The 21,344-nt window shown below is 40.5% G+C and carries 15 protein-coding genes and 1 pseudogene; 3 read left to right on the top strand and 13 right to left on the bottom strand.

Annotated features, from left to right (window positions below; genetic code table 11):
- From Q1R07_RS07370 to Q1R07_RS07315, 12 genes and pseudogenes are all read right to left on the bottom strand, one after another.
- Positions 1-1,504 (bottom strand): annotated as a pseudogene (locus Q1R07_RS07370) (phage baseplate protein); the annotation flags it as partial.
- A 91-nt stretch (positions 1,505-1,595) separates the two neighbouring features.
- Positions 1,596-2,006: a GPW/gp25 family protein gene (locus Q1R07_RS07365; RefSeq protein WP_300487983.1), complete on the bottom strand. Its 411-nt coding sequence runs from the start codon at positions 2,004-2,006 to the stop codon at positions 1,596-1,598.
- Between the two features lie 143 nt (positions 2,007-2,149).
- Complete coding sequence (locus tag Q1R07_RS07360) at positions 2,150-2,440, bottom strand: PAAR domain-containing protein (protein WP_300487980.1); 291 nt, start codon at positions 2,438-2,440, stop codon at positions 2,150-2,152.
- An 84-nt stretch (positions 2,441-2,524) separates the two neighbouring features.
- Positions 2,525-4,270 (bottom strand): type VI secretion system tip protein VgrG, encoded by a 1,746-nt coding sequence (gene vgrG, locus Q1R07_RS07355; protein WP_300487977.1) that lies wholly within the window; start codon positions 4,268-4,270, stop codon positions 2,525-2,527.
- A gap of 1 nt (position 4,271) precedes the next feature.
- A complete protein-coding gene (locus Q1R07_RS07350; protein ID WP_300487974.1) occupies positions 4,272-5,006 on the bottom strand; it encodes a LysM peptidoglycan-binding domain-containing protein in 735 nt (244 codons plus the stop codon).
- Positions 5,006-5,167, bottom strand: coding sequence for a DUF5908 family protein (locus tag Q1R07_RS07345; RefSeq protein ID WP_300487971.1), 162 nt, complete (start codon positions 5,165-5,167; stop codon positions 5,006-5,008). The genes Q1R07_RS07350 and Q1R07_RS07345 overlap by 1 nt, the downstream gene beginning before the upstream one ends.
- 224 nt (positions 5,168-5,391) lie before the next feature.
- A complete protein-coding gene (locus Q1R07_RS07340; protein ID WP_300487968.1) occupies positions 5,392-5,832 on the bottom strand; it encodes a phage tail protein in 441 nt (146 codons plus the stop codon).
- A 2-nt stretch (positions 5,833-5,834) separates the two neighbouring features.
- Positions 5,835-6,266 carry a phage tail protein gene (locus tag Q1R07_RS07335; protein WP_300487962.1) on the bottom strand — a complete coding sequence of 144 codons (432 nt, stop codon included), beginning with the start codon at positions 6,264-6,266 and terminating at the stop codon, positions 5,835-5,837.
- A 30-nt stretch (positions 6,267-6,296) separates the two neighbouring features.
- A complete protein-coding gene (locus Q1R07_RS07330; protein ID WP_300487965.1) occupies positions 6,297-7,664 on the bottom strand; it encodes a phage tail sheath C-terminal domain-containing protein in 1,368 nt (455 codons plus the stop codon).
- Between the two features lie 24 nt (positions 7,665-7,688).
- A complete protein-coding gene (locus Q1R07_RS07325; protein ID WP_300487962.1) occupies positions 7,689-8,120 on the bottom strand; it encodes a phage tail protein in 432 nt (143 codons plus the stop codon).
- Positions 8,121-8,151: 31 nt separating this feature from the next.
- Positions 8,152-9,837 (bottom strand): phage tail sheath C-terminal domain-containing protein, encoded by a 1,686-nt coding sequence (locus Q1R07_RS07320; protein WP_300487959.1) that lies wholly within the window; start codon positions 9,835-9,837, stop codon positions 8,152-8,154.
- 31 nt (positions 9,838-9,868) lie between these two features.
- Positions 9,869-10,453 (bottom strand): DUF4255 domain-containing protein, encoded by a 585-nt coding sequence (locus Q1R07_RS07315; RefSeq protein WP_300487956.1) that lies wholly within the window; start codon positions 10,451-10,453, stop codon positions 9,869-9,871.
- 606 nt (positions 10,454-11,059) lie between these two features.
- Between Q1R07_RS07315 and Q1R07_RS07310 the strand changes: the two genes are divergently transcribed.
- Together Q1R07_RS07310 and Q1R07_RS07305 are read left to right on the top strand one after the other, a co-directional pair.
- Positions 11,060-11,374, top strand: coding sequence for a hypothetical protein (locus Q1R07_RS07310; RefSeq protein ID WP_300487953.1), 315 nt, complete (start codon positions 11,060-11,062; stop codon positions 11,372-11,374).
- Between the two features lie 33 nt (positions 11,375-11,407).
- Positions 11,408-13,402, top strand: a complete 1,995-nt coding sequence (locus Q1R07_RS07305) for a contractile injection system tape measure protein (RefSeq protein WP_300487950.1) — start codon at positions 11,408-11,410, stop codon at positions 13,400-13,402.
- Between the two features lie 73 nt (positions 13,403-13,475).
- Here Q1R07_RS07305 and Q1R07_RS07300 read toward each other — a convergent pair whose 3' ends face one another.
- Positions 13,476-15,302: a hypothetical protein gene (locus tag Q1R07_RS07300; protein WP_300487947.1), complete on the bottom strand. Its 1,827-nt coding sequence runs from the start codon at positions 15,300-15,302 to the stop codon at positions 13,476-13,478.
- A gap of 380 nt (positions 15,303-15,682) precedes the next feature.
- Here Q1R07_RS07300 and Q1R07_RS07295 point away from each other — a divergent pair.
- Positions 15,683-21,344: choice-of-anchor L domain-containing protein (locus Q1R07_RS07295; protein ID WP_300487945.1), on the top strand; the 5,662-nt coding region annotated here is incomplete at its 3' end.

Here is a 21,344-nt window from a genome sequence, read left to right as displayed (position 1 = left end):
CTAAAAGAAAAGCATTTGCTTTAAAATGATCGTCTTGAACCACAACGGAACTCTTCGTTTTAGCAGCGCTAAACGAATTTTTCGAAACAACAATATTGGGTTTAATCGTATAGCCTTGATAAAGATCTCGTATCGATTCCGGCGTGTTTTTCCAATCGATTGTAATCGATGCTTTATCCCATTTTTTAGCAAACATCTCCGGATATTTGATAAAAAAATTAGATCCTGTTACCGGTTGTGCGGTAAATGGGAAACAATCTTTTTCCGGATTTAGCGTACTGTTATCGTTTTCAATCAAAACGGATTTTACCCCTTTTACATCAACGGCAATATCAACGTTTTGGATTTCTTTCTCAGCCAGTGCTTCATACAATTCATAATACTTATTGCCTTCGATCATAAATCGCGCAATAGCAAAATTGGTCAGGAATGTTCCACCCAACACTTCTTTATTGTAGCTCACTACGGCCGGGAAGTTTTTCGTTAACGTAAAGGATAACTGTAGACTTTTAGCATCGTTTGTAATACATCTTATTGCGCTACCGGACACCCATTCTTTTTCACCACTGTAAAGCAATTTGATATTGTTTTCAATTTCAGTAAGCGTTAACCCTCCTAATTTTGAAGTTCCGTTATCTTTAAAGCTAATCGTAACCGTTACGGTACGTTCCCCTTCTTTTAAATTTAGCAATGAGGAAGCGATTGAAAAACCCAGTTTGGCGTTTTCAAGTTCTTTAAAGTCCGAGTTCTCCTTTTTGGATTCCACCGAATTGTATCCAAAAGGCCACCAGTAATTGCTGGTTTCCGTTAATTTTTCGGCAATTCCGTCTAAGGTATTTACCGCACGGGCTATTTTTAATTCTTTTTTTGTTTTATCGTTTAAAAAGCTTTTAAGTTCAACCACTTTTGCCTGACTGGCAATAAGTTCTTTATCGGTTTTAAAAACACGTTTTTTACCTGTTGCATCTTTTTTGGCATCAAGCAAGGTACCTTCCGGCACTCTTTCTTGGATTGCTTTTTTGGCTAATTCGAAAATCACATAGACTTTATCCGATTGGGCATCTTGTTTTTCGATCTGAAGGATTTCATTGTAATAGAAATCCAAATGTCTTTTGGTAAGATTATTAAGTGCCTTTTTCGAAAAATCCATCAACTTAATAAAGCAGATAAATAACGTCATGTGAGGCGTAAGACTTCCGTCTTTCTCAAATTGAGCGACAAGTTCTGTAACCTCTTTTTTCAGGCTTTTGTAAGCAACACTTTCCCTACGCGGAATGGAATAATCATCGGCACCTAAAAAAAAGCCTTCCCAGGTTCCGTTTGGTGTTGTTGCATCATTTTTATCAAAATAATTTACATGAGTGGCAAAATTGTTTGCAAAGAGTAGCCAATCAAACAAATCGAAATCGTGCAATTCAAGATTACTGGGATCAAGTTCTGTTAAAAAGCGTTGCATTTGTGATTTTCCGTCACGATAATGCGAAAATGTATCTATTTTTTTCATTTGTTTATATTTAATTTTCTATGGTCAGATGCACTACTTGATGTAAACTATTCTGGCAAAATCGAATTGGGTTACAGTAATTACAAGTCGTTTAGATTGCTGTGGCTTCTCCTTTATAGAAAGGGAAAACAACATTGCTTCTCGTATTGGTATTTCTTACTTCATAATCGATATGTATCAACACCTGTCCTTCCAGTTCTTCTGTAGTATCAATTTCAATACTGATAATATTGATTCGGGGCTCGTGGTACAAGATGGCGCGTTCAATAATACCTTTCATTTGTGTGATTAGTGTTAGTTCCAGGGGCTTAAAAAGCATTTCCTGTAAATCACAGCCATAGTTTGGAAACATAACACGTTCTCCTGGTCGCGTAGACAAAAGGATTATTAAACTGTTATTGATATCTTCAACATCAGTAGTCATCGTCACGCCTCCTTCTGCTTTATTAAACTCAGGCGGAAAGCTCCAACCTATTCCTAAAAAATCTGTATTTATTTTCATACTGTTCTTTATATATTTTTTTATTGTAATAGTTTATCGGTAATCTGATGCCTTTGTTTACCGCGGTGTGGTTATAGCTGTTTCAGTTTTCAGGCAGGCCGAATGCGGTAGCCCTTACTGAGTTTAAATAGCATTATGCAGCATTATCCCCCAATTAACACAGTGGGCAGACCGGCCGCTATAACACCTCCATGTGCTGTAGTATCGCCTTGTCTTGCTGCCGGTTTTCCGCCTATTAAAACGGTCGATGATCCGGCTGCTATCGTGTCGGGTGGACCGGTACAGACTGCTTTGTCGCCTACTCTTGCTGCGGGCATTCCGCCAATTAATACTGTCGGTTCGCCGGCCGGCAATATAGGTCCGCCTACGTGAGGTACATTTCCTGTAACCATCGGGCAGGTATGCATATCTGTGATTCGTGCTGCTGGTTTCATATATTGTTCGTTATAATTTTTTCAGTTCGTAAGACATCGCTTCCGCTGCATCACTTCTCCGTCATCGCGATCCTTATCGCTTTTTTAGTTGATTTTTACCTGCGATCCTTTGACTACAGTTACCGCTCCTGAGGATACTTCCGAACCGGAACTTCCTTCGGCTTTAAACTGTGCACTGGCTTTCAGTTTTACATTGGTTCCTTCGATGCTTACATCTCCGGAGGCTTTAATTTTAATATCTCCTGCACTTTCCATCGTAATACCATCACTCTTAAAGGTGAGTACGTTCGAATGTTCATCTTCAATCTTTATAATATCGGCATCTTCGTCTAAAATCACTTTCTTACCAGCCGGTGTTTCAAGTGTATAGGAGATTTTATCATCATTGAAAATCATTTTCATTTCACTTCGGGTCACGAATCCTTTTTCATGATTGTCGTCGGTGGCTGTTATCGGTGCCGGTTTGGCACTACTGTGCAACATTCCCAGGACTACAGCATCGTTTGGATCGTCGTTTATAAAACCAATAATAACCTCATCCCCAATTTCCGGTCGGAAAAAAGAGCCTCTGTTTTCTCCGGCATCAAGTGTTGCTACACGACACCAGATTCCTTCTTCTTCATTGTTAATAATTGGTATTTGCACCAGAATTCGGTCATCTCCATCCGGATCCGATTCCAATTGTGACACTACTCCAACATGTAATCCGCTAATGGCTGGCATAATTCCGGATCCCGGCATTTCGCTCACGTCATAGGTTTCTGAAAACCATGTTGGTGTTAGCCCAAATTGTGCGGTTACCAACCAGTTTCCTTCTGCAACTTCATGGCGTACGCCTGTAACATAAATGGTACCGTTAAATCGGGTTCCTAAACCTTCTAATTTTAATAAGACGCCTGGTTTTACTTTTGAAATCCCTTGAAACTTTACCGTTCCGCGTGTTTTTGCTAATTGCTGAAAAACAGCTTTGGCATCGCTCCAGTCTTGTAATTCTTCCTGAGTGATCTTACCTCCGTGTCGCAATTGCAGGTCTTCGATTCCGAAAACACCAGCCAGATCACTTGGCGATAAGTCACCATTGAGTGCAATGGCAGGATCCTGCGCTTCTGCTTCTACGATTTCCTGATCGGCATAACTCCACGAAGTAGCGGTGATCTTACTAAACTGATCTCTGGCGTCGATTTCTCCTTCAAATTCATGAATAGAAGAACCAAAGACTACGGTTTCTACCGCTTCGCCGCTCACTTTGGGTTTGGCTACTTTAACGGTTCCGTCGTCTACAAAACAAAGTTTACCATTGGCCTGTGCGCGGGTTACCATAAAATCCCAATCGGAAGCACGGTATTGTACCAATTCCTTATGCGTTTTTGCTGTCGCTTCGACATCTGCACTGGCGCCACTATTTCCAATCAGTTCTTCGATAATATCGCTGTCTTTACTTTCGTAGAAATACTTGCTTTTTCTTCCCAACGTCATTTTGACCGCTTTGTCTTTACACTCTACAATCAGGTAGGTCGATCCGTTTTTAACTTTTAAGTTATGTTTGACCACAACACCTTTAAAAATGGTTTCTTCTTTGGAATGGTATCCGACCGTAATTTCAATTTCCTTTCCCGGGATTAGTAAGTTTTCACTACTTAGTTTAAAGTCCTGATCCGGAGCACTTCCATCTAAAATAACAATGCGGGCATGTGGAATCCTATTCACTTCTTTTTCTACCACAATACTTTTTACGCCGTATTGAACGGGCAGTTCTGTGTCTCCAGACATCACTTTATAGGTTATCAGGTCGGGAGTTTTTGCTGTTTGTATGTAGCCGCTATTATTCATCTTAAGATATTTTTGCTATAGGTGGAAAGAATAATTCTTGTCCGGGAATTAATTGCCTGAAATCGATAATACCGTTTACTTTGGCAACTTCTAAATAGTATTTGGAGTCTCCATAAATTCTTTCGGTCATCAAAGGCAGTGTATCACCATCTACTACCGTTCGTTTATGGGTAAGATCGGGCGAGTTTAGTTTATCTGATTTTGCAGCGAGTTCCGGACTAATGGATTCTGAGAATTTTGCTTTTCCGATGGCTCGTAACGGCCTTCCTTCATTGTTGAATAATTTATATTCGATGGTAAACTCCGACAGAATTCCCAGAAATTCAAAATCACCCCAGTTTATAATAACATTATAGGGTTTATGAATCGATCCTTCAAGTTGTCCTGTAGCCTTATAAAAATCTTTTATCTGTTTTGCCACTGCAGCCGCTGCGAATGCTGATCCTTGTCCCGCTTTTTGAGCGGCACTACTCAGTGCCTTATTTACGGCATTTGCCTCTGATACCCCTGTTCCATCAAAAAGAAAATCTAATTGTAGATCAGACGGAAGCGAATTGGCGTATTTCAAACTCGCTTTGGAATTACCCTGTGCTTGTTCTGAAGAAAAATTTGATTTATAGGTCATGGAAAAACCTGCAGGATTGATAAAAGCTTTAAAAGCGCCCATCAAGATTCTGGTTTCATAGTTTGAATCTTTATAGGTTCCAATAGTTAATTTTTGAATTGATCCTCCCATTATCTTTCTTTTTTACGTTGTTCAATAGTTACTATTTGTTCTACGCTTTCGCTGATTGCCCGCATGATTCCTTCCTTATCTGCCGATGTGGCAGTTGTCGTACCGGATGCATTATCGTCCACATTTATCTTAATATGGAGTTCTTTTATTTCTATTGGCATTTCGTTTGCTTTTAATGGATTAGTAAACGCTTTAAATACTGACAATAAGCACCTTAAAGCGCTATTTATTAAAAAACCAAACACATAAAGCGTCCATTCAGGTTGATTTTAACAATCAAACTGTTGCCTTTTTTTTAAAAAAGATTTAGTTAAGATTTTACCTTTAACTAATACACTTTATGTGTTTAGTTTTGCTATTCAAATTACAAGCTTAGGTCGCTTGCTTAAGGTATTGTGTAATATCTATATTTGAGTTCTATCGTTTCAATAGCCAGCTTACTTTCTTCAGCATTAAATTCGGACACATCCCATTTTACCGGATATGCGCCTACAACATTCCAAGACATCGATGGTGCTGTCGAATCAGCTCCACCAGAAAGTGTGATGACTAAATCTTTGGGGGCGAACTCGAATCGTTCCATGGCAGCTCTACACCATTCAATCAATCCGGAGTCTTCTACAAGCCCACGCTTTAAAACTAAATTAGGATATTTTGGACGCAGTGGAAGTTGATGAACAAATCGGTTCTCACCTCCTTCTGCATACTCCTCAGTTCCAATTTCTGTAGATAATCCAGATACAGATTGAAATCTGGAGTCAATACCCTCTGATGCTACTCCGCTAACTGTAAACGAAAAGCTTGTTGGAGGATATAAGCCTGCCATGACTAGTTATTTTCAATAGTTAATCCTTCGTGAGCAATCTCTAACGTTTCGATAGCAACTTCACTTGCGTCCGCTTTCAAATCGGTAGCCTGTAATTTAACAGGGAATGCGTTTTTCACTTTCCATGTAATGGCCGGTGCTCCGGTTTCGTCTAAAAGAGAAATCGTAACCGAACGACGCTCAACTGTATTCAAGTTGATGGTGTTCAACCAAGTAAAATACTCGTTATCGCTTTTGAAAGAACCACGTTTTAATGTGATGTTCGAGAATTTTCTAAGTCCTGGCATTTTGATTTTACTGAAGTCCGGGCTCGCTCCGTGTCTGTATTCCGTAACGTCAGTTTCAATCTGCATTCCGGTAACTTCCGTGAAACCTAATTTCGTTCCACCCCAATCAACTTCGAAGGAAAACTTTGCTAATGGATATTCATTCATAATTTTTTGTATTTAATTGTTATCTAATTTTTATGCTTCTTGTAATTTGTGTGAAAAGCGTAACACGATAAATTCTGCAGGACGAACAGCCGCCATACCGATTTCAACGATCATTCTACCTTCTAAAATATCCTGAGCCGACATCGTTTCGTTTAAACCAACGCTCACGTAGTAAGCTTGTTCCGGAGTTGATCCCGCTAAAGCACCACTCATCCATTGTTGGTTAAGGAAATTTTCGATCATTGCTTTCACACGTGTCCATGTTTTAGCATCGTTAGCATCAAATACAAAACGTTCTGTTGCGTTTTTAACTGATTCTTCAACCATGTTAAAGAAACGACGTACCGATACATATCTCCATTCGTTGCTGTTTCCGTCAAATGTTCTTGCACCCCAAACTAAAGTACCTCTACCGTTGAATGTACGGATTGCATTGATTGATTTTCCAGCTTTAGAGTCAACGTTTAAGCTTTCCTGTTGTTTATGTGAAATTTTCTCAACCGGAGCCACTACATAGTTAAGACCAATGTTTGCCGGTGCTTTCCACACTCCAGAAGTGCTGTCTACTTTTGCATATACTCCAGCGATTGATGAAGATGGTGCTAAAACCACGCGTTGTGCAGCAATTGCTTTTTTAGCCTGGTTGTATAAAGCAGAGTTATTTCCTTTTAATGCACTAAGAAGTCCCGGTGCATCCGCTACAGCTTGTGTTGTTCCGTTTGGAAGTGTCTTTTTATAAGTAGAAATTACAACATCTTCGTCTTTATAGTTGTAACTCAAAACCGTTTCTAATTTTGGATGATAAGCAGCACCGTATTTTAAACCGGTTGTTTCAACTTTAGTTCTGAAAATTTCATGATCCCCAATTACATCCATAATCACAAAACGGTCGCCCATTTTTTCTGCATGATTTAATGAACTCACGTATAAAGCACAAGCGTCAATTTGCCCTAAAGCTTCAGCTTCTGGATATACTACTAATGTTGGCTCATCTTCTTTTTCCAATAGGTCAAGTCCGGCTACCAACTCCTCTAATTTCACATCATTTACTGAAGTACCTGTTTTATAATGATTTACAGCAACGATATAACAAGGACCACCGCCATTTGCAAAATACATTTGCAAAGAGTAGTACATTTTAAATTTACTTAAAGTGGCTGCCGCTACAGTTGCAGTAGCTACTTCATCAAGGACGTCTAATGTAATTGCTGTTTTTTCAAATTCTGCACCTCCAAAAAGTGCAGTATACTCCATTAAGGAAGAAATTCTTGTTGGGTCGTTTTTTGGTCCTTTTTCAGTATATCCAATAAAAGCAGGAATAGCTGTTTCTACTTGCGCCACTGATGGTGGGAATTTTGCAATTTCCTCTACGTAAACCCCTGGTGTTTTGTAATTCATGTGTTTTAATTTAAAAGTTATTTATTAATTGTTTTCGATTGTTAATCCTTCGTGAGCGATCTCTAACGTTTCGATAGCCACTTCACTTGCATCCGCTTTTAAGTCAGTCGCCTGTAATTTAACAGGGAATGCGTTTTTCACTTTCCAAGTAATTGCCGGTGCTCCCGTTTCGTCTAAAAGTGAAATCGTAACCGAACGACGCTCTACTGTATTCAGGTTGATGGTGTTCAACCAAGTAAAATACTCGTTATCGCTTTTGAAAGAACCACGTTTTAACGTGATGTTCGAGAACTTTCTAAGTCCTGGCATTTTGATTTTACTGAAGTCCGGGCTGGCTCCGTGTCTGTATTCCGTAACGTCAGTTTCAATCTGCATTCCGGTAACCTCCGTGAAACCTAATTTTGTTCCACCCCAATCAACTTCGAAGGAAAACTTCGCTAATGGATATTCATTCATAATTTGCTGTATTTAATTGTTTATCTAATTTTTATGCTTCTTGTAATTTGTGTGAGAAGTTCAACACAATAAATTCTGCAGGGCGAACGGCTGCCATACCGATTTCAATGTTCATTCTACCTTCCAAAACGTCCTGAGCTGATGTAGTTTCTTTACCAACGATAACGTAGTAGGCTTGTTTCGGAGTTGATCCCGCTAAGGCACCACTCATCCATAACTGGTTTAGGTAGTTTTCGATCATGGCTTTTGCTTTTACCCAGGTATTGGCGTCATTGGTTTCGAAAACGAATCGCTGCATTGCATTTTCAACTGATTTTTCAACCATATCAAAAAGACGACGAACCGAGATATATTTCCATTCCGTGTCTTCTGAATCGAAAGTTCTTGCACCCCAAACCAGGTTTCCTTTTCCGATGAATGTACGGATCGCATTAATCGATTTTCCGTTTGGTTCTACGTTTAAGCTTTCCTGTTCTTTGTTTGAAATCTTTTCGGTTGGCGCGATTACGTAATTAAGTCCTAAATTCGCCGGTGATTTCCATACTCCTTGTGTACCATCAACTTTAGCATATACTCCAGCCATTGTTGCCGACGGCGGTAATACCACATTTAGTCCACTGATTACTTTTTTAATCTGATTGTATAAAGTGGAATTTGTAGTTTTTAACGCCTCCAGTTTTAATCCGTGTGCATCTCCTTTTTTGTCCTGTGCTAGACTTACTGCATTTTTTAAAGTGGTAATATATCCAGTAATATCAGCTACATTACGATCTTCGTCTTCATTCTGAAGATCTTGTAAATACGATTGAACATCCACTAACGAAATTTTACCATCAGCAGTAACATTCACTTCTTCTACGATAGCAATAACACTCTTCGCAATATCGATAAGTATTTTTATATCTGCAGGCTCCTCTTCTGTTACTCCGGTCAATTCCTCAGTAGCAAGAAGACTTAACGCGTTCAAATCGGCCACAGAAGCTGCGAAGAAACCACCTGTAGCATTGGCTGGCTGCAATCCGGCATGATCGATTGCTACGTCTTCATCGAAGCTGTAATTTAATACGGTCTTCAAATGCGGGAAATACGCTGCAGCATGCATTGTTCGTGCGATTCTGTTTCGAAGAAATTCAACCGTATTAAAACCAGTTTCCTCATCTTCACTTTTTGATTCACCAAGGAAAGTATCCATGATTAGGAATCTGTTTTTTAAGTCGTCTGCCTGTGCAATTGCATCCTGGTAAAGGGCATAAAATTCTTCCTGATCGGTTAATGATACCGCATCTGGGAAAACAACAATTGTCGATTCTTCCTGCAAAGCAGAAGCTTCCAGACCCAACTTCAAATCACTTTTGTCTACGTTGTCGTCGTCATAACCGCCTACAGACACGATATAACACGGACCACCACCATTTGCAAAATACATTTGCAAAGAATAGTACATTAGGAACTTCACATTCGGTTTTACTAAGGTCAAGCCTTGATCTACAGTATCTTGTAATTTGATACTTTCTTTGTTGGCTTTACCAAAATACGTTTCATAGTCCATCAAAGAGCTGATCTTTGTCGGCACCATTTTTAAGGTCTTTTTGTTTTTGTCTTCCGCTATTTCAGTATAGCCGATAAATGACGGTACTGCCGTTTCTACCTGAGCTACAGAAGGCGGAAATTTTGGGATTTCCTCTATAAAAACGCCCGGAGTTTTAAATTCTGACATGTTTTAAAAATTTAGGTTAATAATAATTTTCTTAGATTTTTTTTTCTCTTCTTAGGATATCGATATCCTCGATTATTTCCGGATAGGTTTCTCCTTTTTTCTGGATTTTCACAATGCTTATTTTGTATAAAGCAGACGGAATTACTTTACCTCCAAGCAATCCCCATACATAACTTAACTGATCAAAAGGAAGCGGATGCAGTTGTAATTTTATACTGAATCCCTGTGTTTCATTAACAAAGGTTTTTTCAGTATGAAAGGTTCGAATAACTTTAGAAATATTCTGAAGTGCGATTTCATAGTTATCACGGTTTGCAGCAACCATTACATACAAGTTCAGATAAGCTGTCGGATTCTTTTTCTTATATCCTCTAGGCACAGTAGACCCTTCGGGATAAATCGGTTCGTACCTTGATGTATTTTTTAATGCCGATTCCTCCTCTGCACTCAACAATGTAATGACTACCTTATTGCTAATCGCTGTCGCATCATTATCTTCTTTTGCTATACTATCAATCACCACATCTACCGGTTCCTGAACCGGGCACTCCGGATCCGGAAGATTTAGTTCATGATCAAGCTTGTCGCTTAATGCTTTTAATACTTTATAAATCATAATTTTCTATTGTTGATTATCACGATGCAAACATACAATCAGAGCTTCCGAAAAAACGAATATTTTGCCCCCGTAAAACTGTCTTTGCAGTAAGTCGTTTTTACGAACATTTCTTGCTGCCAATAAAAAATAAATTATAACACATTGATATAGTGCTTTTTAAAAACAGTACTGTTCTCTAAAATCGCATCTCCCTTTTAGGCCGCAATCCCGCATAAACCCAAGCACTCAAGAGGCAATTCGCACCACTAAAAATTTAAAAAACTCTTTTTGTCATATTTTAAAATTGAAAACAAGGCAATATTAATAGTGCAACTACAGCAAAACCGCTAATAAAATCCATAAACGAACCATTTCATAAGAACCTCATCGCACTTACATCAAAAAAAACGGTCGAATGTCTGTTCCTTTTAACAAAAAACAGAACCGCAAAACCGACGGTTATTGTTTCTTATCGCATCCCCATATATTGCAAAGGATTGCGCCCTTTTTTACCCCTTTTTTCAAATGGCTATCTACTGCAAAGACAGAATCCAGCCGGTTAATAACTAGTCTGATGCGATCACTTCTAATAATTTTGGCGGTATAATTTTAATACTAAACCCGATGAATTTTAAAAATCTTTTCCACAAACGCAATGAGATTGCGGATGGTCATTTTAATGAGTTTCGTTCTAAAATCGGATTCACAAATGAAAGCGACGAGCACATTTTTGCCAAAAGGGAAAGCATCTGTAATGCCTGTCCTTTAAAAAATGGTAACAGTTGCGACACGCAACGATGGATCGAGCCATTGACATTAGAAGTTTCGAAAATGCCAAAAGAAGGCTTTATAAGAGGTTGTGGCTGTAGGCTTAGTGCCAAACAAAAGTCAAAATACAGCAGTTGCCCGGCTGGTTTTTGGGGAGGAGAATTCGAATAATTAGAAGTAGCTGATTTATAAAACAAATTTACTGTGGAACACACCCATATTATACATAAAGTTGTCATAGAAGTTTCGGTTAACAACAGGAAAAAAGCGTATGAAATAAAAGACGACATCAGTAGTTTTTTGACGATGGATGTTTTTCCAAAACTTGAAAAGCATCTTACTACGGTACAAGCTCAGATACCGGCTCACACGTTGCAGATTTCACGATTGGTTGTCGACATCAATCATCGTGAATCGTCATTGAATACCACATTAAAAAATGATATTATAACATCGTTCCGGAAAGAACTTGCCGAAATCATAAAAAACGGATCGGGTCAGCATCTGAATCCGTATCTGAGTCAGCGGCGAAATCAAAGTTTAAATCAGCGTTACAACCCAAAACACAGCAAAGATCAGCAGTACGATCAAAGCCGGAATCAAAGCGATGATCAAAATCAGTTTGGCGATCCAAATCAAGGTTACGAACAAAATTGGAGTGATTCACAAAGTCTGAATGACGGGCAAAGTCAAAGTCAAAATCAAAGTCATAGACAAAACCAAAATCACGGGCAAAATCCGAACCAGAATCTAAACTATGATCAAGGTTTACCTGGTGGACAAAGTCAAAGTCGCGGACAAAATCAGAACCAAAGCCAAAGTAGTAACCAAGATCAGGGGCAAAACCAGAACCAGAATCAACGTCAAAACCAGGGAGGTCATAATCAAAATTCGCGTAATAGACAAAATCAGCATCCGAGCCAAAATCCGCGCTACGGACAAAGTCATAACGAAAATCCGCGTTATGGTGATGAGCATGACTACAATTCAAATCAATATTATGATGCTACCGAAAATCCCGAAATCCATTTTTTGGGCGAAACCGAAAAATTGCTCCGCACCTTTATTCATTTTATAGAAGAAGGCACTATGCCTTGGTGGAATACGAATGAAACATCGGCTGCTATTTTTGAATCCGTTTCGTTCCGAAAGATCATTTCCGAAAAAGCTTTTGTTCCTAAAATTGTAGCAAGCCTACAAAAACCAAAAGTGCGGGAACGCATTATCAATCAGTTTACCGATGCTCAGATCGCACAAATCTGTTTGGCTGTGATACAATCTAAAGGATTGAAAATCGCACTGAAAAGTGCTATTATAAAACAACTTTCCGGGTCTTCTTTTGCCGATCGAAAAGTGCTATGGTCCTTAATTTTACATACCATTTCCATACTCGCGTCAAACAAAGTTGCCAATCCGGAAACACATACAATTGAGCAAATTATCAAAACAATACCGCTCTTAAAAGCGGCCAAAAATCAGGAAACCGAAGAACAGATCTGGAATGAAATAAACGCTATTTTTCCTTTTATCGAACAAGGCGTTTCCTATAGTACATTCCGCGAGACAAACAACAAAACGCCCAACAAGACCGTCAAAAGTGACAAAAAGAATCCGGATAAAGAGGAATCCCAAAAAACGGATCGAAATAAAATCACTCCTGAGTTATTTCAAACTATACAGCAGGAAACCCCGTTTACCGATGAGGTATCAAATGATCATCAGGTACAAAATGCAGGCCTTGTGCTTATCCATCCTTTTATTGCTAATCTTTTTAAACATTGCAATCTGATGGATCCCAAAACGAATACGCTAACCGATCCGGAAACCGGTATTCATCTGTTGCATTATATTGCTACCGGAAAAACCAATCAGCCCGAAAGTGCAATGCTTTTCGAAAAGTATTTGTGTAATATTCCGTTGCATCAAAGTATTAACCGACATGTCAAGCTTACGCGGAAGCAGAAAACCGAAGCGGCAAAAGTGATCGGAGCCGTACAACAAAACTGGAGTGCTATGAAAACGGCATCGGTAGGATTGTTACAACACGAATTTTTTCAGCGTCCCGGAAAATTAACCGTAGACAGCCTGACACTTACAGTCGAGCGCAAAACGCAGGATATTTTAATGGACAAACTATCCTGGGGAATCAGTATGATACGACTACCCTGGCAAACCCAGTTTACGTATGTCAATTGGTAATCGTTTATTTTAAAAGGCAATAACACACAAAAGTCGCAACCTGTGTTGTCGCTTTTATGTGTTATGATCACAATTATTCCCACCAGGGTTTTGGTACCAAACTGTAAAATGCTTTATAGAGTTTTGAAGGATTAAAAAACGAAATCACACCTTGGTCATCAATTTCCAAAAACTGATACTCCGACCGTTGTTCCAATGGTTTCGGATAGATATACCATGACCTGCCACGATCGAAGGAAAAATAGGTAAAGCCATTGGTGTTATCCAACAGGTAAATCTGATAGTCATTTTCAAGAATAAAAACACCGGAATTCCATGGATGATCGGCAATTTGATTTTTTAATCGCAAGGTTCCGGAGTCATTTTTAAACCGCAGTTCTTTTTTGTTGATCAAGAGAAAATTATGATATCCTATAAAAATATCTTCGTTCCTCTTTACAGAACCGAAGAACGGAGAACGAGAATCTTGTATTTCTTCTACTCTAAATTGCCAGTCGTTCTGATTTTTGAAAAGGACAATCTGAAAGTGCGTTTTTTTGGAATATCCGCTAAAATTATAATTCCAGGTTCCTAACACCATGGCGTCTTTCACCGCAAACCAACTGTGATTATGGCGTTCCAGATAATTAATAGCCTCATAGAAATCGGTTGCCATTTGTATTGAGTCGACTGCTTTTCCATTTTTTAAAAGGTAATAGGTTACCCGGTTAATGGTGTATTTTCTTGTTTTATGTTGCACTTCTTTTCGTCCGTAACCAACTGCAAAATCGGTATCCAGAAATTCAATATGCTCCAGATCGTGTTTCACAAAAGTTTTGGTCATTTCTGGGCTTTCATTCCATGTCTGTCCTTCGTCATCCGATTGATACACTTGTCGTCTGGGCGGAATATAGCCTTTTTGGGTTGTCTGTTGCTTATCCATATGCCACACTTCCTGATAGATTATACCATTAAATGGATTTTTATATAAATAGCCACTGCTAAACAAGTGGATATCTTTTACCGGAAACCAATGCCGAATGGAATTCTCCCGTTTGTTATAAAGTGAAAACACATATTTCCAATTACTTTCATTGAGCGAATCTTTACTATAGCGTATCCGTCCGAAAAAAACATCTTTATCTCTTGTCGGATTAAGCGCATCATCCCAATAGGGTTCTTTAAAAGGTAAAGCCGAATTGTGGAATCGTGTCGGTTCGATTCGTTTTTCAAGCAAAAAATAACCCTGTATAAAATTCTGTACTACACAATCATCGGCGCGCTTCGTTATCCGATCGCGGATTGTATGGTCTACTTTCCGTAATGCCAGCGAATCGTATAACGTTTTAGGAATACAAAAATGACGTTGTTCAAAATTTTCCAGTGTTACTTTTCCGATAAAATCAGGTTTGTTGCCCCATAAGGTTTTCGCCCAATTCGGAAAATAATAGTGTCCACCAATAAACTGTAAGGTATAATCCGAAGCCGGTTTTGTGTCTTCGCTATCTTTTTGTCCATTAATCCGCAATCGTTCCGAAAACCCGCTTCCCATTCCGGTCGTCTGGTTGAGGTACATCGTATCCCTTTGGTGAATAATTTTGATTTCCAGAGGAACATAACTGTTGTACTTTCCCTGAGGAATCCGAAGTGAAAAGTCATTTATCCGGATATAATTATCAAATCCCTCCCGTTGATAGGGTTTAACCGGCCGAAGGGAATCGTTTGGAATAGCTGGCGACCGGTACTGCACACTGTCGATGATGATATGATAGGATTTGTTTTTCACAAACGAAATTTCATTGCCTTCCCGATCTAAAATCGTATAATAATAACGCGTTGTAAAATCCCGCCATCCCGGTTGTGCTTTGGCAATCGTGGATAGTATAAAAAAGGCGAAAAACAAAAAGTAGCGGTGTAACATAATGAATCTTTTTATTGTACAGCGACTAAATTAAGCCCTCCCGCTTTTCCTTTTTTTAAGACTTGGTCAATCATTTGTTTGGCTTGGTGTATTGGATCTGCTTCCCTATCGGAATTTTATAAAAACACAAAACCGTATCGTTTTTCCAACATTTATCACGGAACACAAATAAAACGCCACCCCTTGAAAAAACAGGTCTTTTCAATTATAATACTTAAAAATCGACTGCAAAGACTAAAAAAAACAACACTTTTATTTTTTTGTAACAAAACATACATAAAAAACAATATTTTGTTATTTTTAACATTAGCGTAATTTTTTAATCAAATTTGCTTTACATTTAAAAAATATTAATACCAAAATTCACAATAAATTAAATTATGAAAAAAATTACACTACTAATTTTTATGTCATTATTGAGTTTTGTGGGTTTCTCCCAAGTATTTCCTGAAGGATTTGAAGGCACTGCTTTCCCACCATCAGGCCCCGGAGGAACCTGGGTTATATCTCATAACGGCATAGGAATGGGACCCGCCAATGCAAACCTGTGGATTCGAACCCCATTGAATTCCACAACTTCGCCACCACACACCGGGAACTATGGAGCCATGGTCGAACGGGTCAACATCGGAAATGGCAATACCGAAGAAGACTGGCTGATTTCACCATTAGTTACCGCCCCCGCTAATGGACAATTACGTTTTTATGCACAACATGGTCGCGCCGGCGATCAGGGATCCAAACTACAGATCCGAGTTTCTACAACTTCTCAAACGGACTTATCTACATTTACAACACAAATCATCGAACTATCGGAAACAGCGATATCGCCTACACCGGGTACTTATGTAGAACAAGTAGTAAACTTTAACAATTTAGTTCCGGCAAATCAACAGGTCTATATCGCCTTTGTGAGAGTGCACACCCAAAACGGTGCCTCAGCAGATGGTGATCGTTTTCTAATTGACGATATCAATCTGGTACAACAATGTCTGGATCCTGCAAACGGTATTACCGGTACGGTTACTACCGATACGGCAGTACTTTCGTGGGACAATCCAAGCGGATCGACCCAATGGGAAATTGAAGTAATCCCTTCTACAGGCGGTTTTACCGGAACAGGAACAATCATTAATTCCAATCCGTATACCGCACAAAATCTAACACCAGGAACGGTATACCAATATCGAGTGCGCTCTATTTGTACCGGTGGTATTCCAAGTAACTGGGCCGGACCGTTCTATTTTACAACCGTATCTTTAGGACAAACTTGTGCGGCACCAATAATGATCAACTCATTACCGTATTCCACTACTGATGATACGACGAATTATGGAAATCATATTTCAGGAGATCAGGGTACTACGGGTTGTGGCGCAACCGGCAACTACCTGACCGGTAACGATGTTGTTTATGCTTACACGGCAACATTCACCGGTATGATCGATATTTCAATGACACCAACGGCTACCTATTCGGGTATTTTCGTATATGACAACTGTGCTAATATTGGTACCAGCTGTTTGGCCGGTGTGGGGAATTCAACCTCCAATATCCGAAATATACCAAACTTCCCGGTTACCACAGGTACGACCTACTATTTCCTAATTTCTACAAATGCATCTCCGCAAACAACAGCGTATACGTTGGTTATTCAACAGGTAACCTGTCCGCCACCAACGGCATTAGCGGTAGGAACATTAAATATGACCTCTGCCGATTTAACCTGGGGTAACCCAAGCGGTGCTACCGAATGGCAGGTTGTTGTACAAGCACCGGGAGCAGGCGTTCCAGCCGGGGCCGGAACAACCGTAACGGCTTTACCGTTTAATGCAACCACAACTTTTGCCGGCGCTGCTTTAACAGCCGGTACAAACTATGAATATTATGTACGGGCAAAATGTCCGGATGGCTCCTATAGCCAATGGTCAGGGCCTAAACCATTTCAATTACCGTTATGTAATAATGCCTGTAACTTCTCTTTTGTAATGAGGGATTCTTACGGTGACGGATGGAATGGCAATACGATCGACATCCGTCAAAACGGTGTTGTAATTGCGACATTAACCGGACCGGCTGCAACAGACGGAACCAATCCGGTAACCGTACAGGTACCTTTATGTTCTGGTATTCCCTATGAAGTTTACTGGAATCCGGATGGTAGTTACCCTACCGAAGTAGGCCTTACCGTAATCACTCCTTTTGGCGTAACGGCCTATACCAAACCTCCGGGAACAGGATCTCAGGATTCGCTATTATTTACCGGTCCAACCGACTGTGTACCGCCAACGTGTCCACAGCCTACGGCTTTAACGGCTTCAGGAGCTACTGCCAACTCGATTCAGGCAGCATGGACAGAAGCAGGAACCGCTACAACATGGGAAGTAATCGCACTTCCGGCTGGTTCGCCTTCTCCAAACACAACGCCTCCAACATCAGGCATTATAACCGTAACAACCAATCCTAGTCATGTAATTGGTTCGTTATCATCGGATACTAACTATGATATTTATGTAAGAGCTGTTTGTAGCCCTACCGATTCCAGTTACTGGACCGGACCTGCAACGCAAAGAACCTTACCGGATTATTGTGCCGGGGATCATTTTTATGATAGCGGCGGTGCAACTGGCAACTACAGTAACAACTCAAACATCACTACTACAATTTGCCCTGCAAATCCAGGCGATATTGTTACTATTGAGTTTAATGAATTCAACATTGAAAATCAATTCGATTTCCTTACTGTTTATGATGGCAGCAGCGCAACCGGAACACCAATAGGTGTTTTTACAGGAAACTTAAACGGTAATCTTCCGGGACCATTTGAATCTTCGGTTCCAGGTGGCTGTATTACTTTTGTATTCGAATCAGACGGGATTGTAACCGCTCCGGGTTGGGATGCAACCGTTACCTGTGGACCACCACCAACCTGTCCGCGACCTACGGCTGTAACCATTACCAACATCACCCAAACCGGTGCGATGATTGACTGGACCGAAGTGGGAACTGCAACACAATGGGAAATCGTGATTATTCCGGCTGGAGATCCGGCACCGGGAGCGAATCCACCGGGTGTAATTACAACTTCGGTAAAACCATACACAATTCCGGAAGGAACATTAACGCCATCGACCTCTTATGACGTATTTGTCCGAGCTATTTGTAGTCCGACAGATAAGAGTAACTGGTCCTTCCGTAAAAAATTCACAACCAAACCGGTTAACGACGAATGTAGTGCTGCTACTCAGGCACCGGTAAACGACACACAAGTATGTACCCTAACCACTCCGGGTACTGTAGTTGGCGCAACAGCTTCGACGCAACCAAACACTTGTGGTGGAACGGCCGATGACGATGTATGGTATCAATTTACCGCTACCAACACGCGTCATTCCATCAAGCTATTAAACCTAAGCGGAAGCACAAGCGATATGTACCATGCGGTTTATTCCGGTACTTGTGGCAACTTAACACAATTGTACTGTAGCGATCCGGAAACGAGTATTGCAGAAAACTTAGTGGTAGGTCAGACCTATTATATCCGTGTGTACACTTATACTTCCACACCGGGTCAGACCAGTACTTTTGACTTATGTGTTGCGACACCACCACCACCAATTGCAACCAACAATACACAGTATACGGTTCCACAACTGGTACAGGATGTATTGATCGGCTCTACCTGTGCGCAGATCAGCAACATTACCTGGTCTACCGGAACAAACTTCGGTAACCCGAATGGTATCGCTTACTTTACCCGTAACGGATCCAACTTCCCATTAGAAAGCGGAATTATCCTATCAACAGGTGATGCTTTAAAAGCCAAAGGTCCAAATACAAGTACCCTGAATGATGGTACAAATTCCTGGCCGGGTGATACACAATTACTCAACTATATCATGAATCTTGGATTTGACCCGGATTTATACATCTATCGCAATGCGACAATTCTGGAATTTGATTTCGTACCGATTACCAACCAGTTAAGCTTTGACTTCCTGTTTGCATCGGAAGAATATGGAATGTATCAATGTGATTTCTCCGATGCATTTGCGTTTTTCCTAACCGATTCCAACGGAACTACTACGAACCTGGCTATCGTACCGGGAACAAACGATCCGATTTCGGTAACGCGAATTAGAGACAATGCCTACAATACAGGCTGTGCTTCGGTAAATGCACAATATTTCGGAGCCTATAACGGCGAACCGTACGAAGAAGATGCTTCGATCAACTTTAATGGTCAAACTGTAGTGATGACAGCTCAATCGGTTGTAACACCAAACACGACGTATCATATCAAATTGGTTATTGCCGATAGAAACGACACCCAATTCGACTCTGCCGTATTCTTAAAAGCGGGAAGTTTTAACATTGGTACTGTTGATCTTGGAGATGATTTACTAATTGCAGACGGAACAGCGGTTTGTTATGGTGACAGCTATACTATTGACACCGGATTAAACCCAACCGATTTCACATTCACATGGTCGACAGCAGCAGGTGGTGTAATTCCAGGTGCTACCGGACCATCATTAACCGTGACGCAAACAGGAGATTATACGGTTAGTGCCTTATACAATGGAACAACCTGTTCGCAATCGGATACCCTTTCGGTAGAATTTTATGATCAAATCGCAGCGAATACACCGGCTAACATGACCGTATGTGACGCTTCCGGATTTGCAACATTCGATCTTACCACAAATAATAGTGCGATCTTAGGTACTCTGAATCCGGCGGATTATACCATTACATTCCATAATTCGCAAGCAGATGCTGAAGGCGATGTTAACCCAATTACAGCGCCAACAACCTATACCAATACCATACAGTATCAGGAGACGATCTATGTTCGGGTAGAAAACAACGCTACCGGATGTCATACGATTGTAACATTTAACCTAATTGTTCAGGATCTTACACCTCAGTTTACGATTACTCCGGATTTCACATTATGTTCCGGTCAAAGTGGTCAGATTGTAGTAACTCCAACCAATTACAATCCTGCTGATGTCGTATATTCCTGGACACACGATACTAACGGTCCACTACCGGATACAACCGGAACGATCACGGTATCACAATCGGGAGCCTATACCGTAACCATCAACCACAACGGATGTAGCGCAACAGCAACGGTAAATGTTACTGTTAATCCGGGTGTTCAACCAAGCTTTAACCAGATTGCGCCATTCTGCGAAGGCAGTACCGCACCAAGTTTACCAACAACGTCTATCGAAGGCGTAGCCGGAACCTGGTCACCGGCAACAGTGAGCAATACCGCAACGGGAACGTATACCTTTACACCTACAACAGGACAATGTGGTGGCCCGGTAACCATGACCATCACGGTTATTCCTTCACCGGAACCAAGTTTTGCAGCGGTACCTACGATCTGTTCAGGTGGTGTAGCACCGGTATTACCAACGACATCAATCGATGGATACACCGGAACCTGGTCACCTGCAACGGTGAGCAATACCGCAACAGGAACCTATACCTTTACACCGGATGCCGGACAATGTGCTAAAACGACTACATTGACCGTAACCGTACAGGAGCCATTCACGTTTACTATTTTCGGAGACTGTATTGCGAATCAATTTGTATTGACGGTACAAACGTCGGATACCAATCTTGATCTGAGTAGTGCGCATTTCCAATGGACGAATAGTAATGGAACGACAGTAGGAAACGACAGTCCGACATTTAACGTATCGGAATACTTTACTTCAAATACACCGAATCTTCCGGCTATATTCAGAGTAAAAGTAACAACGGCTTCGGGATGTACTTTAGAACAACCATACACTGTTGAACAGGTATACTGTCAGATCCAAAAAGGTATTTCGCCAAACAACGACGGATTAAACGATACTTTTGATTTAACCGGATTTAACGTAGAAAAGCTAGGTATCTTTAACCGATACGGAGCTGAGGTTTACACTTTCGGAACCGGCTATACCAACCAGTGGTTTGGACAATCGAAAGGTGGAAGCGAACTACCAGACGGAACGTATTTCTATGTTATCGAGTTAA

The organism is Flavobacterium sp., assembly GCF_030146175.1.
GTDB lineage: Bacteria > Bacteroidota > Bacteroidia > Flavobacteriales > Flavobacteriaceae > Flavobacterium.
The sequence above is the reverse complement of the archived record's forward strand: the minus strand, read 5'-3'. Positions and strand labels throughout refer to the sequence as shown.